Source organism: Mesorhizobium sp. USDA 4775, from assembly GCF_054062655.1.
In genome coordinates this window covers 1,031,217-1,051,912 of record NZ_JBSSFM010000001.1, presented here as the reverse complement: position 1 = coordinate 1,051,912, position 20,696 = coordinate 1,031,217, and the positions used below count along the sequence as shown (strand labels likewise).

17 protein-coding genes and 3 pseudogenes are annotated in these 20,696 nt (G+C 63.6%); 10 read left to right on the top strand and 10 right to left on the bottom strand.

The features are described from left to right. The first annotated feature begins 24 nt into the window (after window positions 1-24). The 4 genes and pseudogenes from ggt to ACVILI_RS05280 all read left to right on the top strand — a co-directional run bounded on the left by ggt (window position 25) and on the right by ACVILI_RS05280 (window position 4,761). Window positions 25-1,611, top strand: coding sequence for a gamma-glutamyltransferase (gene ggt, locus ACVILI_RS05295; protein WP_038651142.1), 1,587 nt, complete (start codon window positions 25-27; stop codon window positions 1,609-1,611). Between the two features lie 108 nt (window positions 1,612-1,719). After that, window positions 1,720-3,241: pseudogene (locus ACVILI_RS05290) on the top strand (acyl--CoA ligase). Window positions 3,242-3,243: 2 nt separating this feature from the next. Next, window positions 3,244-4,224: a 2-dehydropantoate 2-reductase gene (locus tag ACVILI_RS05285; RefSeq protein WP_038651136.1), complete on the top strand. Its 981-nt coding sequence runs from the start codon at window positions 3,244-3,246 to the stop codon at window positions 4,222-4,224. A 144-nt stretch (window positions 4,225-4,368) separates the two neighbouring features. After that, a complete protein-coding gene (locus ACVILI_RS05280; protein ID WP_038651133.1) occupies window positions 4,369-4,761 on the top strand; it encodes a lysozyme inhibitor LprI family protein in 393 nt (130 codons plus the stop codon). Between the two features lie 76 nt (window positions 4,762-4,837). Here ACVILI_RS05280 and ACVILI_RS05275 read toward each other — a convergent pair whose 3' ends face one another. From ACVILI_RS05275 to ACVILI_RS05255, 5 genes are read right to left on the bottom strand one after another with little or no spacing between them, the layout of a single operon-like run. Next, window positions 4,838-5,809, bottom strand: a complete 972-nt coding sequence (locus ACVILI_RS05275) for a branched-chain amino acid ABC transporter permease (protein WP_081296173.1) — start codon at window positions 5,807-5,809, stop codon at window positions 4,838-4,840. 22 nt (window positions 5,810-5,831) lie between these two features. Continuing rightward, window positions 5,832-6,719: a branched-chain amino acid ABC transporter permease gene (locus ACVILI_RS05270; protein ID WP_020629107.1), complete on the bottom strand. Its 888-nt coding sequence runs from the start codon at window positions 6,717-6,719 to the stop codon at window positions 5,832-5,834. A 7-nt stretch (window positions 6,720-6,726) separates the two neighbouring features. After that, window positions 6,727-7,437 (bottom strand): ABC transporter ATP-binding protein, encoded by a 711-nt coding sequence (locus ACVILI_RS05265; RefSeq protein WP_038651127.1) that lies wholly within the window; start codon window positions 7,435-7,437, stop codon window positions 6,727-6,729. After that, the gene (locus ACVILI_RS05260; protein ID WP_038651124.1) at window positions 7,430-8,209 is read right to left on the bottom strand and encodes an ABC transporter ATP-binding protein; all 780 of its coding nucleotides are present in this window, start codon (window positions 8,207-8,209) and stop codon (window positions 7,430-7,432) included. Before ACVILI_RS05260 ends, ACVILI_RS05265 begins: the two co-directional genes overlap by 8 nt. A gap of 12 nt (window positions 8,210-8,221) precedes the next feature. After that, window positions 8,222-9,430: an ABC transporter substrate-binding protein gene (locus ACVILI_RS05255; protein WP_038651121.1), complete on the bottom strand. Its 1,209-nt coding sequence runs from the start codon at window positions 9,428-9,430 to the stop codon at window positions 8,222-8,224. Window positions 9,431-9,802: 372 nt separating this feature from the next. Between ACVILI_RS05255 and ACVILI_RS05250 the strand changes: the two genes are divergently transcribed. From ACVILI_RS05250 to ACVILI_RS05240, 3 genes are read left to right on the top strand one after another with little or no spacing between them, the layout of a single operon-like run. Then, window positions 9,803-10,678, top strand: a complete 876-nt coding sequence (locus ACVILI_RS05250) for a glycosyltransferase family 2 protein (protein ID WP_038651118.1) — start codon at window positions 9,803-9,805, stop codon at window positions 10,676-10,678. A 22-nt stretch (window positions 10,679-10,700) separates the two neighbouring features. Further along, window positions 10,701-11,981 carry a rhamnan synthesis F family protein gene (locus tag ACVILI_RS05245; protein WP_240564600.1) on the top strand — a complete coding sequence of 427 codons (1,281 nt, stop codon included), beginning with the start codon at window positions 10,701-10,703 and terminating at the stop codon, window positions 11,979-11,981. Continuing rightward, complete coding sequence (locus ACVILI_RS05240; RefSeq protein WP_148307432.1) at window positions 11,974-14,631, top strand: glycoside hydrolase family 99-like domain-containing protein; 2,658 nt, start codon at window positions 11,974-11,976, stop codon at window positions 14,629-14,631. Before ACVILI_RS05245 ends, ACVILI_RS05240 begins: the two co-directional genes overlap by 8 nt. An 11-nt stretch (window positions 14,632-14,642) precedes the next feature. Here ACVILI_RS05240 and ACVILI_RS05235 read toward each other — a convergent pair. Together ACVILI_RS05235 and hpaR are read right to left on the bottom strand one after the other, a co-directional pair. After that, window positions 14,643-14,937, bottom strand: a pseudogene (locus ACVILI_RS05235) (helix-turn-helix domain-containing protein); the annotation flags it as partial. A 45-nt stretch (window positions 14,938-14,982) separates the two neighbouring features. Continuing rightward, on the bottom strand, window positions 14,983-15,486 hold the full coding sequence (gene hpaR / locus ACVILI_RS05230) for a homoprotocatechuate degradation operon regulator HpaR (RefSeq protein WP_010912713.1): 504 nt from the start codon (window positions 15,484-15,486) through the stop codon (window positions 14,983-14,985). Window positions 15,487-15,756: 270 nt separating this feature from the next. Between hpaR and ACVILI_RS05225 the strand changes: the two genes are divergently transcribed. From ACVILI_RS05225 to ACVILI_RS05215, 3 genes are all read left to right on the top strand, one after another. Then, a complete protein-coding gene (locus ACVILI_RS05225; RefSeq protein ID WP_457102351.1) occupies window positions 15,757-16,590 on the top strand; it encodes a MetQ/NlpA family lipoprotein in 834 nt (277 codons plus the stop codon). Between the two features lie 93 nt (window positions 16,591-16,683). Beyond that, the gene (locus ACVILI_RS05220) at window positions 16,684-17,781 is read left to right on the top strand and encodes a methionine ABC transporter ATP-binding protein (protein WP_019862397.1); all 1,098 of its coding nucleotides are present in this window, start codon (window positions 16,684-16,686) and stop codon (window positions 17,779-17,781) included. After that, window positions 17,762-18,418 carry a methionine ABC transporter permease gene (locus tag ACVILI_RS05215; protein ID WP_027047598.1) on the top strand — a complete coding sequence of 219 codons (657 nt, stop codon included), beginning with the start codon at window positions 17,762-17,764 and terminating at the stop codon, window positions 18,416-18,418. The genes ACVILI_RS05220 and ACVILI_RS05215 overlap by 20 nt, the downstream gene beginning before the upstream one ends. Before the next feature lie 39 nt (window positions 18,419-18,457). Here ACVILI_RS05215 and ACVILI_RS05210 read toward each other — a convergent pair. The 3 genes and pseudogenes from ACVILI_RS05210 to ACVILI_RS05200 form a co-directional block, all read right to left on the bottom strand. Then, window positions 18,458-18,571, bottom strand: a pseudogene (locus ACVILI_RS05210) (adenosine monophosphate-protein transferase); the annotation flags it as partial. A gap of 77 nt (window positions 18,572-18,648) precedes the next feature. After that, the gene (locus ACVILI_RS05205) at window positions 18,649-19,779 is read right to left on the bottom strand and encodes an aminomethyltransferase family protein (protein ID WP_038651108.1); all 1,131 of its coding nucleotides are present in this window, start codon (window positions 19,777-19,779) and stop codon (window positions 18,649-18,651) included. Window positions 19,780-19,833: 54 nt separating this feature from the next. Next, a complete protein-coding gene (locus tag ACVILI_RS05200; protein ID WP_038651105.1) occupies window positions 19,834-20,607 on the bottom strand; it encodes an ABC transporter substrate-binding protein in 774 nt (257 codons plus the stop codon). Window positions 20,608-20,696: the final 89 nt, after the last annotated feature.

Below are 20,696 nucleotides of genomic sequence, written 5' to 3'. Positions count from 1 at the left end.
CAGACCATGGGATATCCAGACAGAATGCGTGATTTCCAGTTTCCCGGCCGCTCCCCGGTTCGTGCCACGCAAGCGATTGCCGCGACCTCGCACCCGCTTGCGACCCTTGCCGCGATCGACATGCTGCGCGCCGGCGGCAATGCCATGGACGCCGCCGTTTGCGCCGCCGCCGTGCAGGGCGTCGTCGAACCCCAATCGACCGGCATTGGCGGCGATTGCTTTGTCCTCTACTGCCCGAAGGGACAAGGCGATGTGCTGGCCTTCAACGGTTCGGGCCGCGCGCCCGCCAAGGCCACCGTCGACTGGTACCTCGACAAGGGTTTCAACGAGCTTCCCAAGCAGGGACCTCACGCGGTGACCGTGCCGGGCGCCGTCGATGCCTGGAGCCGTCTGTTGGAAGACCATGGCAGCAAGGACCTTGCCGAGGTGCTGGCGCCGGCCATCCATTATGCCGAGGACGGCTATGTCGTGCATGACCGCGTCGCCTTCGACTGGGCGGACCCGGAGATCGACCTTACCGCCGACGAACATGCCGCACGCATCTTCCTGCCGGGCGGCACGGCGCCGAAGGCCGGCGATGTCCACCGTCAGCCGGAACTCGCCGCCACCTTGCGGGTGATCGCAAAGCAGGGCCGCGCCGGCTTCTACGAAGGCGCCGTTGCCGACGACATGGTGCGCCGGCTCAGTGAACTGGGCGGGCTGCATAGCCAAGAGGATTTCGCCGCGACCAAGGGCGACTATGTGGCGCCGGTCAGCACCGCCTATGGCGGCTACGATATCCACCAGATGCCGCCGAACAATCAGGGGCTGACGGCGCTGCTCATGCTGAACGTGCTGTCGGGCTTCAAGCTTGGCGGGCTCGACCCGAACGGTGCCGAACGCCTGCATCTGGAGATCGAGGCCGGGCGGCTGGCCTATCAGGACCGCGACCGCTTCGTCGGCGACCAGGACCAGGTTCATGTGCCGATAAAACAGCTTCTGTCCGGCGCCTATGCCGACCGGCTGCGCGCCGAGATCCACCGCGACCGCGCCATGACGCATCTGCCGCGCCTGGAGCTGCCCGGCAGCGACACCGTCTACATCTCGATCGTCGACCGTGACCGCAACGCGGTCTCCTTCATCAACTCGACCTATTACTCCTTCGGCAGCGGCGTCGTCGGCCCGAAGAGCGGCGTCGTGCTGCAGAACCGCGGCTCGAGCTTCCGCCTCGACCCGGCGCACCCGAACGCGATCGCGCCCGGCAAGCGGCCGATGCACACGATCATGCCAGGCATGGCGACGAAAAACGGCCGCGTGGTGATGCCGTTCGGCGTCATGGGCGGCGGCTACCAGCCTTTCGGCCATGTCCATCTCCTGACCAACATGATCGACTTCGGCATGGATCCGCAGCAGGCGCTGGATGCGCCGCGCGTGTTCTACAATGACGATACCGTGGAGGCAGAGCGCAACGTTCCCGCCGAGGCGATCGAAGGCTTGCGCAAGCGCGGCCACCGCGTCGTCGAGCCGCAGCATCCGCTTGGCGGCGGACAGGCGGTGCTGATCGACTGGGAGAAAGGCACGCTCACCGGCGCCTCCGATCCGCGCAAGGATGGGATGGCGCTGGGGTATTGAGGTGGTTCGGGGATTGGAGAACCGGCTTCCGGTCGCGGACAATTGTCCGGGGTCGGAACCATTCCCAGGGCTTTCTAGAAGCAGTCGTTTGAAACATAGTCGGTGACCATGAGCACGAATTCAAAAGACCTTTCCCATCGTCTCGCCGCCGGCGCGGACGACGCACCGGCGATCCTGGCGCCCGACAAGGCGACGCTCAGCCATGGCGGGCTGCGCCGCCTGATCGCAGCCACGGCCGAGCGGCTGCACGCGCTCGGCATCGGCCGGGGCGACCGGGTGGCGATCGTGCTGCCGAACGGGCCGGAGATGGCCACCGCCTTTGTCGCTGTGGCGGCGACAGCCTCGACGGCGCCTCTCAATCCCGCCTATTGCGCCGACGAGCTGGATTTTTACCTGACCGATATCGGTGCCAAGGCGATCCTTGTCGCGGAGACCGAGACCGGCCCGGCCGTGGCGGTCGCCGAACGGCTCGGCATCGGCGTGTTCAGGCTTGTCGTGCAAGCCGACGCGCCTGCCGGCTCCTTCACCATCGAGGGCGCGGCGATCGGTCCGCAGGCGGCGCCCGACATGGCAGGAGATGGCGACATCGCGCTGCTGCTGCACACGTCAGGCACGACATCGCGCCCAAAAACTGGTGCCGCTCAGCCATGCCAATATCGCCGCCTCGGCAGCCCATATCGGCGCGACGCTCGGCCTGAGCGCCGACGACCGCTGCCTCAACATCATGCCGCTGTTCCATATCCATGGCCTGATCGCGGCAGTGCTGTCGTCGCTGGCGGCGGGCGGCAGCATCTACTGCACGCCGGGTTTCAACGCGCTGCGCTTCTTCCAGTGGCTGGGCGATGCCAAGCCGAGCTGGTACACGGCGGTGCCGACCATGCACCAGGCGATCCTGCCGCGGGCGGCGCGCAATGCGGAAGCGCTGGCGGCGGCACGCCTGCGTTTCATCCGCTCGTCCTCGGCATCGCTGCCGGCGCAAGTGATGGGGGAACTGGAAGCGACCTTCGGTTGCCCGGTGATCGAATCCTACGGGATGACCGAGGCCGCCCACCAGATGGCGTCGAACCGGCTGCCGCCGGGCCAGCGCAAGCCGGGCAGCGTCGGTGCCGGCGCCGGACCGGAGGTCGCGGTGATGGCGCCGGACGGGCGGCTGATGGAAGCCGGCGAGACCGGCGAGATCGTCATTCGCGGACCCAATGTCACCGCAGGCTATGAGAAGAACCCGGAGGCCAATGCCACGGCCTTCGCGCATGGCTGGTTCCACACCGGCGACCAGGGCGTGCTCGATGAGGACGGCTATCTCCGCGTCACCGGCCGGCTCAAGGAGATCATCAACCGCGGCGGCGAAAAGATCTCGCCGCTCGAGGTCGACGACGTGCTGATGGACCATCCGGCGGTGGCGCAGGTCGTCACCTTCGCCATGCCGCATGACAAGCTCGGCGAGGAGGTGGCGGCGGCCGTGGTGCTGCGCGAAGGCATGATCGCCACCGAAAGCGACATCCGCAGCCATGCCGCCACGCGGCTCGCCGACTTCAAGGTGCCGCGCAAGATCCTGATCCTGGACGAGATCCCCAAGGGCGCGACCGGCAAGCTGCAGCGCATCGGGCTCGCCGCCAAACTCGGGCTTTGACGATGAAGATCACCATTTTCGGCGCCGGCGCCATCGGCGGCTATCTCGCCGCCAAGCTGGCGCTCGCCGGCCGTACCGACCTGTCGATCGTCGCGCGCGGCGCGCATCTGGAAGCGATCCAGGCGAACGGCCTGCGCCTGATCGAGGACGGCGAGGAATCGGTTGCGCCGGTGAGAGCCGCCGCCAAGGCCGAGGAACTCGGCGTGCAGGACATCGTCGTGCTGGCGCTGAAAGCCCATTCGCTGACCCCGGCGCTTGACCAGATCGCGCCGCTGCTCGGGGATCACACATCCGTCGTCACCATGCAGAATGGTGTGCCATGGTGGTATTTCCATCAACTGGGCGGCCCGCTCGAAGGCACAAGGCTGAGTGCGGTCGATCCCGGAGGGGCGATCTGGCAGCGGATCGGGCCGGAGCGCGTCATCGGCTCGGTCGTCTATCCCGCCGTCGAGGTCGACGCGCCCGGCCTCATCCGCCATGTCGAGGGCAAGCGGTTCTCGCTCGGCGAGCCCTCGGGCGAACGCAGCGAACGGGTGACGCGACTGGCGGAGGAAATGGTCAAGGCCGGCCTGCAGGCGCCGGTGCGCGAGGATATCCGCAGCGAAATCTGGGTGAAGCTGTGGGGCAACCTCTCCTTCAACCCGATCTCGGCGCTGACCGGCTCCACGCTTGCCGCAATCGTCGCCGACGAAGGCACCCGCGCGCTTGCCCGCACGATGATGCTGGAGGCGCAAGCGATCGGCGAAAGCCTCGGCGTGCGTTTTCCGATCGGGGTCGACCGCCGCATCAAGGGCGCCGGCGATGTCGGCGAGCACAAGACCTCGATGCTGCAGGACCTGGAACGCGGCCGACCGATGGAAATCGACGCGCTGGTGAGCGCGGTGCAGGAGCTTGGCCGGCTGACGGACAAGCCGACGCCGACCATAGACACGGTGTCAGCACTGGTGCGCCGGCTGGCAGTGGAGCGGGGGTGTTACGGGTGATGGCGGCACGGCGGGCCGAACCTTGACGCGCTGACGCCCTGCCCAACATATCGTGGGCCGCCCTCGTTGCCGATCCGAGATGGGCGTGCCGAAACAGATATGCCCTGACCCGCATCCAGCCTTTGGTATCAAGGAACCGCCTCCATGCTCCGATATGCCTGCCTCTTCGGAATTCTGGCCATGACAACGGCTCATCCAGCGATGGCGCAGAGCGATGATGAAATGAAAGCGTGCGTCGACTGGTCCGGCGGTGCCACGTCGGAAATGCTGGATTGCGGGAAAGTCGAGATCGACAAGTTCGATGCCAGGTTGAACGCGGCTTACAATACGCTGATGCATCGCGAACAAGGCCCTCAACGTGCCCGGTTGCAGCGCGAGCAGCGCGCCTGGCTGAAACATCATCTGCGGGAAGCGCATCGTCTTGCCGCCGATCCGAACAACGGATCGGCCGCTTTCCTTACATCTCAAAGCTTTGAATTGGACGATTTGAGCGCGCGCACAGCCGAACTCGAAAAACGTGTCCAGCAAAACCCGTAGTCGCTCAACCGGGGGTCATCGTTCGCCGGCACCCTGGCGTGGCCCGATCAATCGCGCCCGGTCGATCTGGAACTGATCAGTGCTTGCCCTGTCGCTTGAGAAGCCGCGCATAAAGTTCGCCGACAATGCCGCGCCGGAAGACCAGCACGCACACCATGAAGATCAGCCCGGTGGCGATGGTCACCGGGAAACCGGAGGTGGCAAGCGTGTTCTCCAGCCCGACGACGAGGCTGGCGCCGACAATCGGCCCGACCATAGTGCCGATGCCGCCCAGAAGCGTCATCAGGATCACCTCACCCGACATCTGCCAGGTGACGTCGGTGAGCGTGGCGAACTGGAAGACGATCGCCTTGAGGGAGCCTGCCAGCCCGGCCAGCGCCGCCGACATGACGAAGGCGCCGAGCTTGTAGTTGGCGACGGAATAGCCCAGCGAAATGGCGCGGCTCTCGTTTTCCCGGATCGAGCGCAGGATCATGCCGAAGGGTGAATTGACGATGCGCCAGATGGCGAAAACGCCGATCAGGAATACCGCGAGCACGAAGTAATACATATTCAGCGAGACGTTCAGGTCGAGGACACCGAACAGCATGCCGCGCGGTACGCCCTGAATGCCGTCCTCACCCTCGGTGAAAGGCGCCTGCACGCAGAAGAAGAAGAACATCTGTGATAGCGCCAGGGTGATCATGGCGAAATAGATGCCTTGCCGGCGAATGGCGAAGAAGCCCATGACCAGGCCGAGCAGCGCGCCGCCCGCCATGCCGAGCAGGATGCCGGCTTCCGGCGGCCAGCCCCACACCTTGACGGCATGCGCGGTGAAATAGGCGGCGCCGCCAAAGAAGGTGGCGTGGCCGAACGACAGCAGGCCGGTGTAGCCGAGCAGGAGATTGAACGCGCAGGCAAGCAGCGCGAAACACAGCATCTTCATCAGGAAGATCGGGTAAACCAGGAAGGGCGCTACCAGCAGCGCCGCTATGCCGAGCCCGACCAGCGTCCATTCGAGCCATGCCGGGGTTCCGGCTGATGTCTCGCGACGCGACAGCCCGGCCATGTCAGATGTCCCTTCCGACATGTCAGGCATCCCTTCCGAACAGGCCGGCCGGCCGGACCAGAAGCACGATCGCCATGATGACGAAGACCACGAGGTTGGAGGCCTCGGGATAGAAGACCTTGGTCAGGCCCTCGGCGAGGCCGAGCATGTAGCCGGTGACGATCGCGCCAAGAATCGACCCCATGCCGCCGATGACGACGACCGCGAAGACGACGATGATGAGATCCGATCCCATCAGCGGGCTCACCTGATAGACGGGGGCGGCCAGAATGCCGGCAAGCCCGGCAAGGGCGGAACCGAGGCCGTAGGTCAGTGTCAGCAGCAACGGTACGTTGACGCCGAAGGCCTGGACGAGACGGGGATTCTCGGTTGCCGCGCGCAGATAGGAGCCGAGCCTGGTCTTCTCGATCAGCGCCCAGGTTCCGAAGCAGACGATCAGCGAGGCGACCACGACCCAGCCGCGATAGTTGGGCAGGAACATGAAGCCGAGATTGGTGCCGCCCGCAAGCAGCGGCGGCACGGCGTAGGGGTTTCCCGACACGCCGTAGTAATAGCGGAATATGCCTTCGAGCACGAGCGCGAGACCGAAGGTGAAAAGCAGGCCATAGAGCGGATCGGTGTCGTAAAGCCGCGACAGCGCCAGGCGCTCGACCACGATGCCGAAGAGGCCGACGATCAGCGGCGCGAGGATCAGCGCGGGCCAGTAACCGATGCCGAGATAAGTGAGCAGCAGATAGCCTACGAAGGCGCCGAGCATATACTGGGCGCCATGGGCGAAATTGATGACGCGCAGCAAGCCGAAAATGACGGCCAGACCCAGGCTCAGCATGGCGTAGAAGGAGCCGTTGATCAGCCCCACCAGCAATTGGCCAAGCAGTGCCTGGACGGGGATTCCGAAGATCATCGTCATGGCGTCCTCATACACCCAGAACGTCGTGGAGCTGCCCCATGCGGTTCGTCAGTTCGCCGACCGGGAACCCGGCGACGACCTTGCCGTGCTCCATCAGGTAGAAGCGATCGGCGACACGGCTGGCGAAGCGGAAATTCTGCTCGACCAGCAGGATCGTCATGCCGCGCTTCTTCAACGTCACCAGCAACTCGCCGATGCGCTGCACGATGACGGGAGCCAGGCCCTCGGTCGGCTCGTCGAGAAGCAGCATCTTGACGCCGGTTCGCAGCATGCGGGCGATCGCCAGCATCTGCTGTTCGCCGCCCGACAGCCTCGTGCCGGGACTGTTGCGGCGCTCCTTCAGATTGGGGAAGAGGTCGAATATCTCCGCGACGCTCATGCCGCCCTCGGCGACGACCGGCGGCAGCACCAGATTCTCGTCGACCGTCAGCGTCGCGAAAATGCCGCGCTCCTCCGGCACGAAGCCGATGCCTTGATGCGCGGTGCGGTGCAGCGGCAGGCGCATCAGATCCGCACCGTCGAAAACGACCTCGCCGGTCCGAGTGCGGATCAGCCCCATGATGGCGCGCAGCGTCGTCGTCTTGCCGACGCCGTTGCGGCCGAGCAGCGTGACCGTCTCGCCGGCAAACACCTCCAGATCGACGCCGTGCAGCGCACGGCCCTCGCCATACCAGGCGTTGAGGCCGCGGACCGCAAGCAGGGGGGCAGCACTAGTCATCGGCGGTGCCCATGTAAGCGACCTTCACCCGCTCGTCGCGGCTGACCGTCGCGTAGTCGCCGGCGGCGAGCACCTCGCCGCGCTGCATGACGGTTATCCAGTCGCAGAGATCGGCGACAACAGTCAGATTGTGCTCGACCATCAGCACCGCGCGCTCGCTCGCCACCGAACGGATGAGGTCGGAAACCATGGCGACGTCCTCATGCCCCATGCCGGCCATCGGCTCGTCCAACAGCAGCACCTTCGGGTCGAGAGCCAGGGTCGTGGCGATCTCCAGCGCGCGCTTCCTTCCATAGGAAAGATCGCCGGCCAGCCTGTTCCTGGCGTCGTCGAGACCAACGGAGCGCAACAGTTCGACGGCTCGCGGCGTCAGCCTATCGAGCGCCGCCAGGGAACGCCAGAACTGGACGCCGAGCCCACCCGGCCGCTGCAATGCGACGCGCACATTGTCGAGCACGCTAAGGTGCGGAAAGATCGCCGATATCTGGAACGAGCGCACCAGCCCCATGCGCGCCACCTTTGCCGGTGGCGTGCGGGTGATGTCGTGGCCGAGCAGTTCGATCCTGCCGCTGGTCGGCGCCAGGAACTTGGTGAGCAGGTTGAAAACGGTCGTCTTGCCGGCGCCGTTAGGCCCGATCAGCGCATGGATGTTGCGATGGCGGACGTCGAGATCGACATTCCTGACGGCGACGAAGCCGGCAAAATCGCGCCGCAGCCCGCGGGCGGAGAGCACCACCGGCGGCTCGTCGGCGTTGAGATCAGACGGCGCCACGGGCCGCGCCGATCACTGTGCCGCGGTTGGACAGCCGCTTTCCTTCTCGCTCAGGAAGGCCTCGTTGCCGGGAATGGTTGCGAGATATTTGTAATAGTCCCAGTCCTTGGTGCTCTCGTTGGGCGCCTTGACCTGGTAGAGATACATGTCGTGGACCATGTTGCCGTCCGCCTGCACCTTGCCGTTGGTCGTCACGGCGTCGTCAACCGGCATCGAATGCAATTGCTTGGCGACGGCTTCGGTCTCGTCGGTGCCGGCCTTGTCGATCGCCTTCAGATACTGCGTCACCGCCGAATAGGTCGCGGCCTGGATCATGTTCGGCATGCGGTTGGTGCGTTTGAAAAAGCGCTGTCCGAATTCGCGGCTCTTGTCGTCGCGATCCCAGTAGTAGCCCTCGGTCAGCACGACGCCCTGCGCGGCCTGAAGGCCCAACCCATGTACCTCGGCCAGCGTGAACAGAAGTGCCGCAAGGCGCTGGCCGCCCTGGACAATGCCGAATTCAGCCGCCTGCTTGATGGAATTGGACGTGTCGAGGCCGGCGTTGGCCAGCCCGATGACCTTGGCGCCCGACGACTGCGCCTGCAGGAGGAAGGATGAATAATCGGTCGACCCCAGGGGATAACGCACTTCGCCCAGCACCTTGCCGCCGTGGCTCTCGACGAATTTGGCGGTCTGCTCCTTGAGCGAATAGCCGAACGCATAGTCGACGGTGACGAAGAACCAGCTGTCGCCGCCCTGCTGCACGAGGGAGCCGCCAGTTCCCACCGCCTGCGAATGGGTGTCATAGGCCCAGTGGAAGCCGTAGGGCGAGCATTGCTTGCCGGTGAGATCGGTGGTTGCTGCGCCGGTAACGATGTCGATCTTCTTCTTTTCCTTGGAAATCCCCTGGACGGCGAGCGCGACCGATGAGGTTGTCAGCTCCATGATGGCATCGACCTGTTCGGTGTCGTACCATTGCCGCGCGATGTTGGAGGCGATGTCAGGCTTGTTCTGATGGTCGGCGCTGATGATCTCGATCGGCGCGCCCTGTACCTTGCCGCCGAAATCCTCGACCGCCATCTTGGCCGCCTCGACCGACCATTTGCCGCCGAAATCGGCATAGACGCCGGATTGATCATTGAGGATGCCGATCTTGACTTTTCCGTCGGAAATTTCGGCGGCCGAGGCGGGGATAGCGGCCGCGGCAAGAAGCGCGGCGGAAACGAAATAGCATACCTTCATTATCGACTTCCTCCCATGATGAATCCGACCGTTCCCCCCGGACGATCACCAGCAAGCGGTATTGAACATGAGCAAGATGGGGATGAACGGCAAGGGGCCGTTGCGGATTTCTGGTTCGAAGCAGCCCTTCCTCGCCGGGAGTTTACCGCCCCGAGGGCAGCCAAGCCGATTGGCGATCACGCCAGCCGGAAACCTCGGAAGCAGCAAGACCATGTGAACCGTGACCGGCGGCTTGGCGAGACCGCGCGTCCATGCCCACGAACTTAGTCGGGAGTATTGACTCGACCGCCGGAGTCGCAACGCTTAGATTGCGTACGGATCACTAGCCTTTCCACGGGGGAAGCCAACTGAGGTATCAGGGTGGCTTTGGCAATGAACAGGTCGATAACTGCCATTACTGTGACGCACAACAGCGCGCATACCGTGCGGGGCGCGCTCGCTCGCCTGCCTCCAGGGGTGGAGATCGTATGCGTCGACAATGCAAGTACCGACGATCTTTCCACCGCTCTGTCCGGCCTTGCCGTTCATCGTATCGACAATCCTGTAAACCTCGGCTTCGGGCGCGCCTGCAACATCGGGGCGGCGGCGGCGACGGGGGAGTTTCTGCTGTTCGTCAACCCCGACGTGCGTCTTGGGACGGACGCCGTCGATGCGCTCATGCAGGCGGCTGAACGCTATCCAAATTGCGGCGTCTTCGTGCCGCGCACCAATACGGTGGATGGCCGGCTCTGGTTTCGCGAGGAGAGCGAGATCGATCGCCTTTCCGGCGTGTCGCTGCCCACACGCATCCGGCAGGTCTGGGGAGATTGTTGCGTCCGCTTCGTCAATGGCGGCGTGTTTATGATCAAACGAACGCTCTTCCTCGATACGGGCGGGTTTGACGAGGATATTTTCCTGTATTTCGAAGATGACGACCTTTCATATCGTCTGCTGCAGCGTGACGAACCCATGATCCTTGTCAGCGGCGCGCATGCTGTCCACGACATTGGCACGTCGGTTGCGCAATCAACCCGAGCGCGCATTTTCCGGTACCGCTCGAAGATGCGATCGGAGATCCACTTGCGCAAGAAATACGGCATCGCCTATAGCCCGTTTGTGGACATACTCCGTTACTCTACGAAAATAGGCTTCTATTGCCTGACGCTTAATCGAAACAGATTGATCAATTCCCTGGGCCGACTGATTGGCATATTCGACAGCATCCTTGACCGATCGCGCGCGAATCGGAACGGCGGCTATGTCGCCTGACGCTGCCGACACGAGGGTCACCTTGCCTGATGTCCTGTCCAGCGAGCCGCAAAAAAGCGACGCCGACCCAAGCAGTGCCGTGAGCGAAATCCACATCCACGCGCCGGGACGCTATATCGTCGAGTTTCGGCCGACAGAGAGGTGGATGCCGTTTCTCCGGCTCGATGTGCGCCGCCCCGGACATGCGGACAGGACCGTCTATGTGCCGGTCACCACGCGGACGTCCTATCTGCTCACAAGCAGCGAAGGCGGCCTGGCGCTGCAATTTGATAGAGGCGACGTCGTTGCGGCGCGTGTTCGGCCCTTAACCATCGGGGATATTGGCGCGCTGCTGCGTCGGCGCCGTCGCCACAAGCGATTTCAGCTGCCGCTTGGCGAAGGCCTGGTCTTGCAGCCTCTTTTCCACGTCTCGGGATCGCAAGGGCGTGAATTGGCCCGGGCGCTCGGCAGTCTTGCCGGTTGGGGCTTTGGCACTGCAAGCGACAATCTGCAGAAGACCCTGTCGCGGCACTTTGATGGTCCGCCAGCCGAGGCCCCCGAGCGCCGGCCCACCGTCGAGCCGAAGATTGCCGTAGCGCTTCACCTGCATTACCCCGATCTCTGGCCCGAGTTCGAGGCGTTGCTGGAAGCAACCGGTCGTCAATTCCAGCTCTTTCTCACGCTGACCCAGCCTGACGCGGCACTTGCGCAACGCGTTCAGGCAAGATTTCCGGGTGCCGAGATCACGGTCTACGAAAATCGTGGCCGCGACGTCGGCCCTTTCATCCAATTGCTTCGCGAAGGAAAGTTCGATCCCTTCGATCTTATCTGCAAGCTGCATGGCAAGAAGTCGGGGCAGAGCGGGCCGCGCATGGTTCTCGGCGAGATCTGGCGCCAGGTGAGCGCGTTCGACCTGATCGGATCCCGCGGCGTGGTCGACCGCATCATCGCTGAGTTCGAGCGTTCCCCCGAAACCCAGATGATTGGATCCAGACGCTTTCGGCTGCCCAATGAATGGAAGGGGGAGAAGGCTGCGTGGGGCGAGAACAGGGCGATGGCCCTCAATCTGCTGGAGGCAATGGGGATGCCCGGTTCTCGCCTCGATTTCTTTGCCGGGACGATGTTCTGGGTCCGCCGCGGCGCGCTGGAACCACTGCGACGGCTGGATCTGCCTTTGGCAGCCTTTCCCGAAGAGGCAGGCCAACAAGACGGCACATTGCAGCATGCCCTCGAGCGTGTTCTTGGAATGATCTGCACAAAGATCGGCGTTGCCTCGGATGGTGACATGACGACGGATTCCCGCGAGGCAGACCCGATTGGATAGATCCGAATTTTTGATCTTTGTAAGATCGCTCACCAGCAGAAGCCGATGGAAGAGATTTCGCCTGCGGCAACGAATTCGGGCCAGCGGCCTGTTCGATGTGTCGTGGTATATGGTTCAAAATCCGGATTTAGCCCGGAGCGGGAAAGATCCGATCCTGCATTACATCAGGTACGGTGCCGCGGAGTCCCGAAACCCGAGTCCGGACTTCGACAACGAATACTATCTGGCGAAAAATCCCGACGTGGCCGCCGCGTCGATGAATCCGCTGGATCACTACATTCGTTTCGGCAAGAGCGAGGGGCGCAGCCCCCGACGTGCTCCGGGCACAAATGCCGGCGCCATACAGAGACCCGACACCTACGTGCCGCGATCCAACGAGAGGCGACCCGCCGCATTAAAGGCGCGCCTCATTGCCTTCTACCTACCACAGTTTCATCCGATTCCTGAAAATGACGCCTTTTGGGGAAAGGGCTTCACGGAATGGACGAATGTGACACGCGCGACGCCGCAGTTCGACGATCATTATCAGCCCAGGCGGCCGGCGGACCTCGGCTTCTACGATCTGAGGGTGAAGGACATCCAGAAGGAACAGATCGAGATTGCCCTTCAGTACGGCGTCTCGGGGTTCTGCTTTCACTTCTACTGGTTCAACGGCAAGCGCGTCCTCGAGATGCCGATCACACAATTTGTCGAAAATGACGCGCACGAACTGGGCTTCTGCATCAATTGGGCAAATGAACCCTGGAGCCGCCGTTGGGATGGGCGCGAGCAGGAGGTGCTGATTGCGCAATCGCATTCACCCGAAGACGACCTGGCCTTCATCGAATATGTATCCCGCTATTTTCGCGACCGGCGATACATCCGCATCGGCGGCAAGCCACTCCTGATGATTTACCGGCCCGGATTGTTTCCGTCAGCCGCTGAAACAGCACAACGCTGGAGAGCCTATTGCCGGGAAGCCGGCATCGGCGAGATTTTTCTTGCCTATCCGCAGTCGTTCGACAAGGACGATCCCGCCAAATTCGGATTCGACGCCGCCGTCGAATTTCCACCGAATCTTGGGAAATTTCGCGAGATCAGCGACAGAATTCCAACGCTCAAGAGCGGCTTCAGGGGAAAGATCTTCGACTGGACGGAGCTCCTCAATCGCAGCCGCGCCTACCCACAGGTTCCCTACACGCTGTTTCGCGGACTTTGCCCTTCCTGGGACAACACCGCACGGAGAATGGAGGCAGCCCACATTCTGATGAACGCATCACCGTCGCGCTACGCAGAATGGCTCGCCAACGCGGTCGCCGATACGTGCGATCGTTTCGCCGATTTCGACAGCCGCCTGATCTTCGTCAATGCCTGGAACGAGTGGGCGGAGGGAGCCTATCTCGAGCCCGACGCCCGCTATGGCTATGCCTATCTGCAAGAGACGCGGAACGTCCTGTCGGCTCCGTCAGCGGCCGGTAAATTCCCCGGGGATGCGTCATGGCGCGTTTTGTTCGTTTCGCACGATGCGGCTCTCGGTGGGGCGCAGGCTTCGTTGATCGACATCGTCCAATGGCTGCAATCGCACGCGGAGTTGGAGGTCAAGGTGCTGTGCCTGGCAGGCGGTGAACGGCTCGAACAGTTTCGACGCATCGTCGATACCGCCCTTCTGGACGATCTGGTTTCGCCGACCGAGACGACCGCCACGAAGCTGGCCCGCATCGCCGATTGGTACGGTGGCAGACCGGACCTGATCTATTGCAACAGCCTGGCCACCGGCCGTGTGCATGCGCTGCTTGGTGAACTGGACATTCCTATCCTGACGCATGCCAGGGAATTGGCAGCGAGCGTCGCCCGATACGCCAAGGACGATATGGAGGATGTCGTTTCCCACACGCGGAGATTCGTTGCGTGTTCGCCAAGCGTCCGGGACTACCTGGTGGCCGAGCACAAAGTCGAAACGAACGCCATCGACGTCATTCCAAGCGCGGTTCCGCAGCCCGGCGCCGATCCCGGTCAGACGGAAATCCAGCGTCTTGAACGTCGCCGGCTGGCCGGCTGGCCAGTGGACAAGACCATCGTCCTGGGATCCGGCCTCGCAATGCCATTCCGCAAGGGTGCCGACCTGTTTATCGAGGTGGCCCGAATTCTTCGGGCGCGGGGGATTGAGGACTATCATTTCTACTGGCTCGGCTCGTTTCCGGAGCGGGAACGGGATGAGGTTCTCGGCACCTGGTCGCAGCACCTCGACCGGATGCGGGCGGACGGGTTGGACGAAAAAGTTACATTTCTGGGCGATGTCGACGATGTGAGCGGCTATCTTCGGGCTGCCGATCTGTTTCTTCTGACATCCCGCGAAGAGCCGTTCGGCCGCGTCATGCTGGAGGCGGCATTCGCCGAGTTGCCGGTGATCTGCTTCGCAGGCAGCGGCGGGGCGCCGGATTTCGTCGAGGACGATGCCGGCATCATCGTCGAACGGGTCGATCCGGCCGCCATGGCCGATGCCACGCTGAAACTGATCCGGAACCAGCCGTTGCGGATGCAGCTCGGCAGGCAGGCGGGCGCCAAGGCGCGGCGGCATTTTTCCACCGACCAGGTCTTTCCGCGCCTGCTGTCGACCATGCGGAAGGTTGCAGGCCAGACGCCCGCGGTTCCGATCATCGTGCCTAACTAAATTATGCCCGCCTATGTACGATCAGCGCCGTGCAACTGCTTCCGCCGCCAGGCGGCAGGCGCTTCGCCGACGCGTCCGCGGAAGAACCTTTGAGAAATAGGCGGGGTCGTCGAAGCCGATCTCGTAGACGATGTCTTCGACCGTGCGCACGGTGAACAGCAAGAGCCGCTTGGCTTCCAGCAACTGCCGTTCGCTGACGACGCGCTTGACGCCGCTGCCCAGCAACATCCGCGCGGCCTTGTCGAGAAGATGCGGCGTCGTGGCCAGCGTCTCGACGTAGCGGTCGACCGGCCAGTTATCGCGGAAAATGCGCATGACCGTGGAAAGTTCTGCCGCGACGAACCGAACGCCTCAGCTCTCACCCTCGATCAGACCCTCCAGGAGATCGAGCAGCTGCTCTAGCTTCTCATGCCCAAGCCGCCGCTCGATGTCGTCGTAGATGACGCGGCGCTCGGGCGACAGGGCGTCGATCAGGGCGGAACCGGCCGGGGCGATGGTCAGCACGACGCGGCGGCCGTCGCCTTCCGCCTTGTTGCGGGTGATGAACCTTCGGCCCTCGAGCGCCTTGATGATGCGCGTCAGGCTGGGCGGCAGCACCGATGCACGATCGGCGAGCTCGGTCGCCTCGACCGGGCCGGCCTCACTCAGCACGCGCAGCACACGCCATTGCTGCTCGGTGACGTCATGCGCGGCGAGCATCGGGCGAAACCGCGCCATCACCACTTCGCGGGCATGAAGCAGCGCCATTGGTAAGGAGCGGCGGGTGTTCTCGGGCAGCAAGTGAAATTCTCTCCAGCGCAGGCTTGCAATCGGCAGGCTTTGCCGAGCGCTAGCCCTAAAGCCGGTCACCTTCATCCCGTATCGTCGCCTCAGGCCTGATGCAAGGCTTGACTTCCGATGTCCCCGGATCGCGGCGCGCTGGCGCCATGGTCGGTCCGGCGCCGTCTTGTGCTCCGGCCCTTCAAATTTTTGAGAGAATATTCCCGGCTTTGCCGAGAACGGCGAAACCCGTTCTTTGATAAAATCGATAGAATTTCTGACGATGTGACCAAGCTTGGGCAATCCGCCTTGCTGTCATGACTTCACAACCGCAGAGATCAATCATGTCCGGGCGTCAACAACACTTTGCCCTCTTCCCTTTGGTCAACCCTCAACCGGCGCGGCGGCCTTGCTCTGCTGTTCGCATCGGCCGTCGCGGTCGGCAGCCTGATGGCACCGCATGCGTCCTTCGCCGAGGACAAGAAGGCGATCAAGGTCGGCATCATCAGCGGCGAGGACGAGGATGTCTGGCGCGTCGTCGTTGCTCAAGCCGCCGAAAAAGGCCTGACCATCGAGACCGTGGTGTTCAACGATTACACGCAGCCCAACGAAGCGCTTGAGCGCGGCGAGATCGACGCCAACGCCTTCCAGCACCAGCCCTATCTCGACAACCAGATAAAGACTCAAGGCTATCACATCGTGCGCGTCGGCTATACCGGGGTCTGGCCGATCGGCCTTTACTCCAAGAAGTACAAGGCGGTCGCCGACCTGCCGGGAGGCGCTGTCATCGGCGTGCCGAACGACCCGTCCAATGAAGGCCGGGCGCTGCGCGTGCTGCAGAACGAGGGCGTGATCAAGCTGAAGGACGGTACCGGCATTCTGGCCACCACCGCCGACATTGCGGAGAACCCCAAGAAGGTCGAGATCAAGGAACTTGATGCCGGCATCGTCGGCCGCTCGGTCGAGGATCTCGACGCCGCCGTGGTCAATACCGACTGGGCGCTGAAGAGCGGCCTGACGCCGGAAAACCGCATCGCGCAGGAACCCATTGCCGACAATCCGTACCGCAACTTCATCGCGGTCAAGGTCGGCAATGAAAACGACGCCTGGGTGAAGACGCTGGTGGCCTCGTACCAGAACGACGCGGTCAAGGCCGAGTTCGACAAGGTCTACAAGGGCACCGGCCTCAGCGCCTATTGATCCGCGATCGGACGCCCGGTTCGAGAGCAAATGCGGTCCGCGCCTGAGCGCGGGCCGCACTTGCATTTTCGGATGGCGAGAGCAGGAACACGCATGAACCAGCATATCACGGCATCCCAGGCGATCGCCGATCCGAACCACGCGAGACCCGACGCGTCGCAAGACGTGGTGCGCCTTGTCGACCTGAAGCGCCGCTTTGGCGCCACGCCGGCGATCGACGGCATCTCGCTGACGGTGCGCAAGGGCGAGATCCTTGGCATTATCGGCCGCAGCGGCGCCGGCAAATCGACGCTTATCCGCTGCCTGAACGGGCTGGAGCGGCCCGATTCCGGCGAGGTGTTCATCGAGGGTCGCGAGATCAGCCAGCTCGGCGAGCGTGACCTGCAGCCGCTGCGCCGGCGCATCGGCATGATCTTCCAGCACTTCAACCTTTTGTCGGCCAAGACGGTCGAGGACAATGTGGCGCTGCCGCTGAAGATCGAGGGCCGTCCGAAGGCCGAGCGGCTGGCGCGGGCGGCGGAGCTGCTTGAGCTTGTTGGCCTGTCGGAGAAAGCCCGGGCCTATCCGGCATCGCTGTCAGGCGGCCAGAAGCAGCGCGTCGGCATCGCCCGGGCGCTGGCCGCGCGCCCGGCGCTGCTGTTGTCGGACGAAGCAACTTCGGCGCTCGACCCGGAGACGACGCGCTCGATCCTGGCGCTGCTGAAAGACATCAACCGGCAGCTTGGCCTGACCATTCTGCTGATCACCCATGAGATGGAGGTGATCCGCTCGATCGCCGACCGCGTGGCGGTGATCGATGCCGGGCGCATCGTCGAGGAGGGGCCGGTCTGGTCGGTGTTCGCCGACCCGCAATCGGACATCACCAAAAGCCTGCTCGGCGCCATCCGGCCGCAACTGCCGGCCGAACTGGCGGCGCGGCTGCTGCCGGCTTCCGGCGCGGAGACGATCCTGCGTATCGATGTGGCTGGCGAGGTCGCGCGTGGACCATTGCTGTCCGACCTTGCCACTTCTGTTCCGGGCGCCTTCCGCCTCGTCCATGGCGGCATCTACCATATCCAGCAGCAGCCGATCGGGACGCTGTTTCTCTCCGTTCCCGGCAGCGATGCGAGCCATCTCGCTGCCGTCATCACATTCCTGAAGGCCCGCCAGGCGCGGGTGGAGGTGCTTGGCCATGTCGCCAATCCTGTTTGAGCTTCTGCTGCGTTCGATCTGGGAGACGGTGCTGATGACGACCGCCTCCGGCCTGATCTCGCTGGTCTTCGGCCTGCCGCTCGGGCTGGCCTTGATATCAACCGAACGCGGCGGCATCGCCGAGAGCCTGTGGGTCAACCGCGTGCTCGGCGCCGTCATCAACGGCTTCCGCTCGGTGCCGTTCATCATCCTTCTGGTGGCGCTGATCCCGCTGACGCGGCTGATCGTCGGCACCTCGATCGGCACCTGGGCCGCCATCGTGCCGCTGTCGATCGCCGCCACGCCCTATTACGCCCGCATCGCCGAGGTTTCGCTGCGCGAGGTCGACCACGGCCTGATCGAAGCGGCGCGCGCCATGGGCGGCAACCGCTGGACGATCATCCGCGAGGTGCTGGTGCCCGAGGCGCTGCCTGGCATCGTCGCCGGCTTCACGGTAACGCTGGTAACGCTGATCGGCGCCTCGGCCATGGCCGGCGCCATCGGCGCCGGCGGCCTCGGCGACCTCGCCATCCGCTATGGCTACCAGCGCTTCGAGACCTCGGTGATGGTGGCGGTGGTGATCGTGCTGATCATCCTGGTGTGTGGAATCCAGTGGGCGGGGGATCGATTGGTGGCGCGGCTGGATCGGCGGGGGTGAGCCGGTGCCCTCGGACCCACTGAAACTGTCAATCAGGGCCTAAATCACCCGGTCACGGTCGAGGATATCGGCGTTGAACGTGAAGCCTGCGTGCTCGGCGAGCATGGCAAGGAATGTAAGCTGGGTACGGCCATTGCCTTCACGAAATGGGTGATGGCATTGATCTCCGCGATGATGTGCGCCAGATGCTTCGCAAAGCTGACTCTGTCAACGATTCCAGGCAAGCCGGGCTACCCCCTCAACCTCATACCCTCCGGATCGAAAAACGGCATCGGCGCCACGACCGCGCGGGTCGGCACGCCATTAATGTCGATGCTGAGTTCGGTACCGACCGCCGTGAACGGCAAGCGCAGATGCGCGGTGGCCAGCACCCTGCCGAGAGAGTAGCCGTGGTCGCTGTAGGTGACGATGCCGGCATCCTCGCCATCGGCCAGGATCCTGGCGTCCGTCGCCGCCGGTTTGTCGCCGTCGAGGATCAGTCCCGTCCAGCGCTCGTCGAGGCCCTTGTCGCGGATTTTGAGCAGCGCTTCGCGGCCGATGAAATCGCCCTTGTCGAACTTGATCCAGCGGTCGAGGCCGACATGGAACGGCGTGCGGCTCTCGTCCATGTCGATGCCATGCGCCGGATAGGCCTTTTCCAGGCCGAGCGTGAACATCGCCAGCACGCCATAGGGTTTCAGGCCGAAGTCCTTGCCGGCCCGCATCAGCGTATCCCAGACGGAGGCCGCCTCGTCGGCCGGCACGAAGAGTTCGAAGCCGAGCTCGCCGGTGACGCCGGTGCGCGAGATCAGGACGCGAGTGCCATTGACATGGCCCGACGTGAACGCCCAGCGCTTGAGACCGTCCAGATCGGCATCCGAGATCATCGCCTTCAACAGTTCGCGCGAGCGCGGACCCTGGATGGTCGGGAAGGCGACGGCGGCGGTGATGTCGGTGACATAGGCCTTGCGGCCCTGGGCATGGTGCTGCAGCCAGGGCAGCATCTTCAGCCGGTTGACCGAGCCGGTGACCAGCATGAAATGCTCAGTCGCCAACCGGAACACGGTGAGGTCGTCCATGATGCCGCCATCCTCGCGGCAGACCGTGGAGTAGCGGACCTGGCCCGGCTTCATCGCCGCCGCGTCGTTGACGATGACATGGTTGACCAGCGCCTCGGCCTCCGGCCCCTTGATGTCCATCTTGCCCATGGTGCTGAGATCCTGCACGCCGACATTGGCGCGCGTGTTCAGGTGCTCGTCGGCGATGCCGGAATAATATTTGGCCGAGATGAAATCGCCGCCGACCCGACCCATGGTCGCGCCGAGCCCGACGATGCTGCTGTAGAAGGGGGAACGCCGCTCAGCCAAGAAGGTCTCCATCATTCATGAAAAGCAGCAGCGCCAAGCGGCGCTGCCGGAAGGCATTGGTTGCCGGTCTCAGTTGCCGTAGACGTCGAAGGCAAAATACTTGTCGTTGATTTCCTTGTATTTGCCGTTGGCGCGCAACGCGTCGATCGCCGCATTGAACTTACCGGCAAGTTCCTTGTTGCCCTTCTGCAGGGCGATGCCGACGCCGGGTCCGTGAATGGCCGGATCGGCCGTCAGCGTGCCGAGCAGCTTGCAGCAGGCGCCATCGGGCTTCTTCAGCCATTCGGTCAGGATGATCGAGCCGTCCATCATGGCGTCGAGGCGGCCATTGGCCATGTCGGTGCGGGCATCGTCGCCGGTCGGGTAGGCCTTGACGGTCGAGCCCGCATATTTCTGCTCGGCGAATTTCTGGTGGATGGTGGCGGTCTGCACGCCGAGCGCCTTGCCCTTCAAATCGTCGGGTGAGGTGCCCGCGATGGTCGAATCCTTCGGCACGGCGATGGCCGGCGGCGTCTGGTAATATTTGTGGGTGAACTCGACCTTCTCGGCCCGCTCGGGCGTAATGGTGATGTTGATGATGGCATCGAACTTGCCGGCTTGCAGCGCCGGAATAGAGCCGTCGAAATCCTGAACGGTGAATTCGCATTCGGCCTTCATCTCAGCACACAACGCCTTGCCGAGATCGATGTCGAAGCCGCCGAGCGTGCCGTCGGCATTGGCATAGTTGAAGGGCGGATAGGCGCCCTCGGTGCCGATCCTGAGCTTGTCCTGGGCGCTGGCGGCACCGCTGGCAAGGGTAAGGGCGACGGAAGCGGCAAGCACGAAACGACCGAAAAGACGCATGTTCCAGATCTCCGTTGACTGGGGAAGTCTACGGGCTTTGGTGCTTTCGGCGGAGACGGAAGCGACATGTGCTGCGGCGATCACGGCGC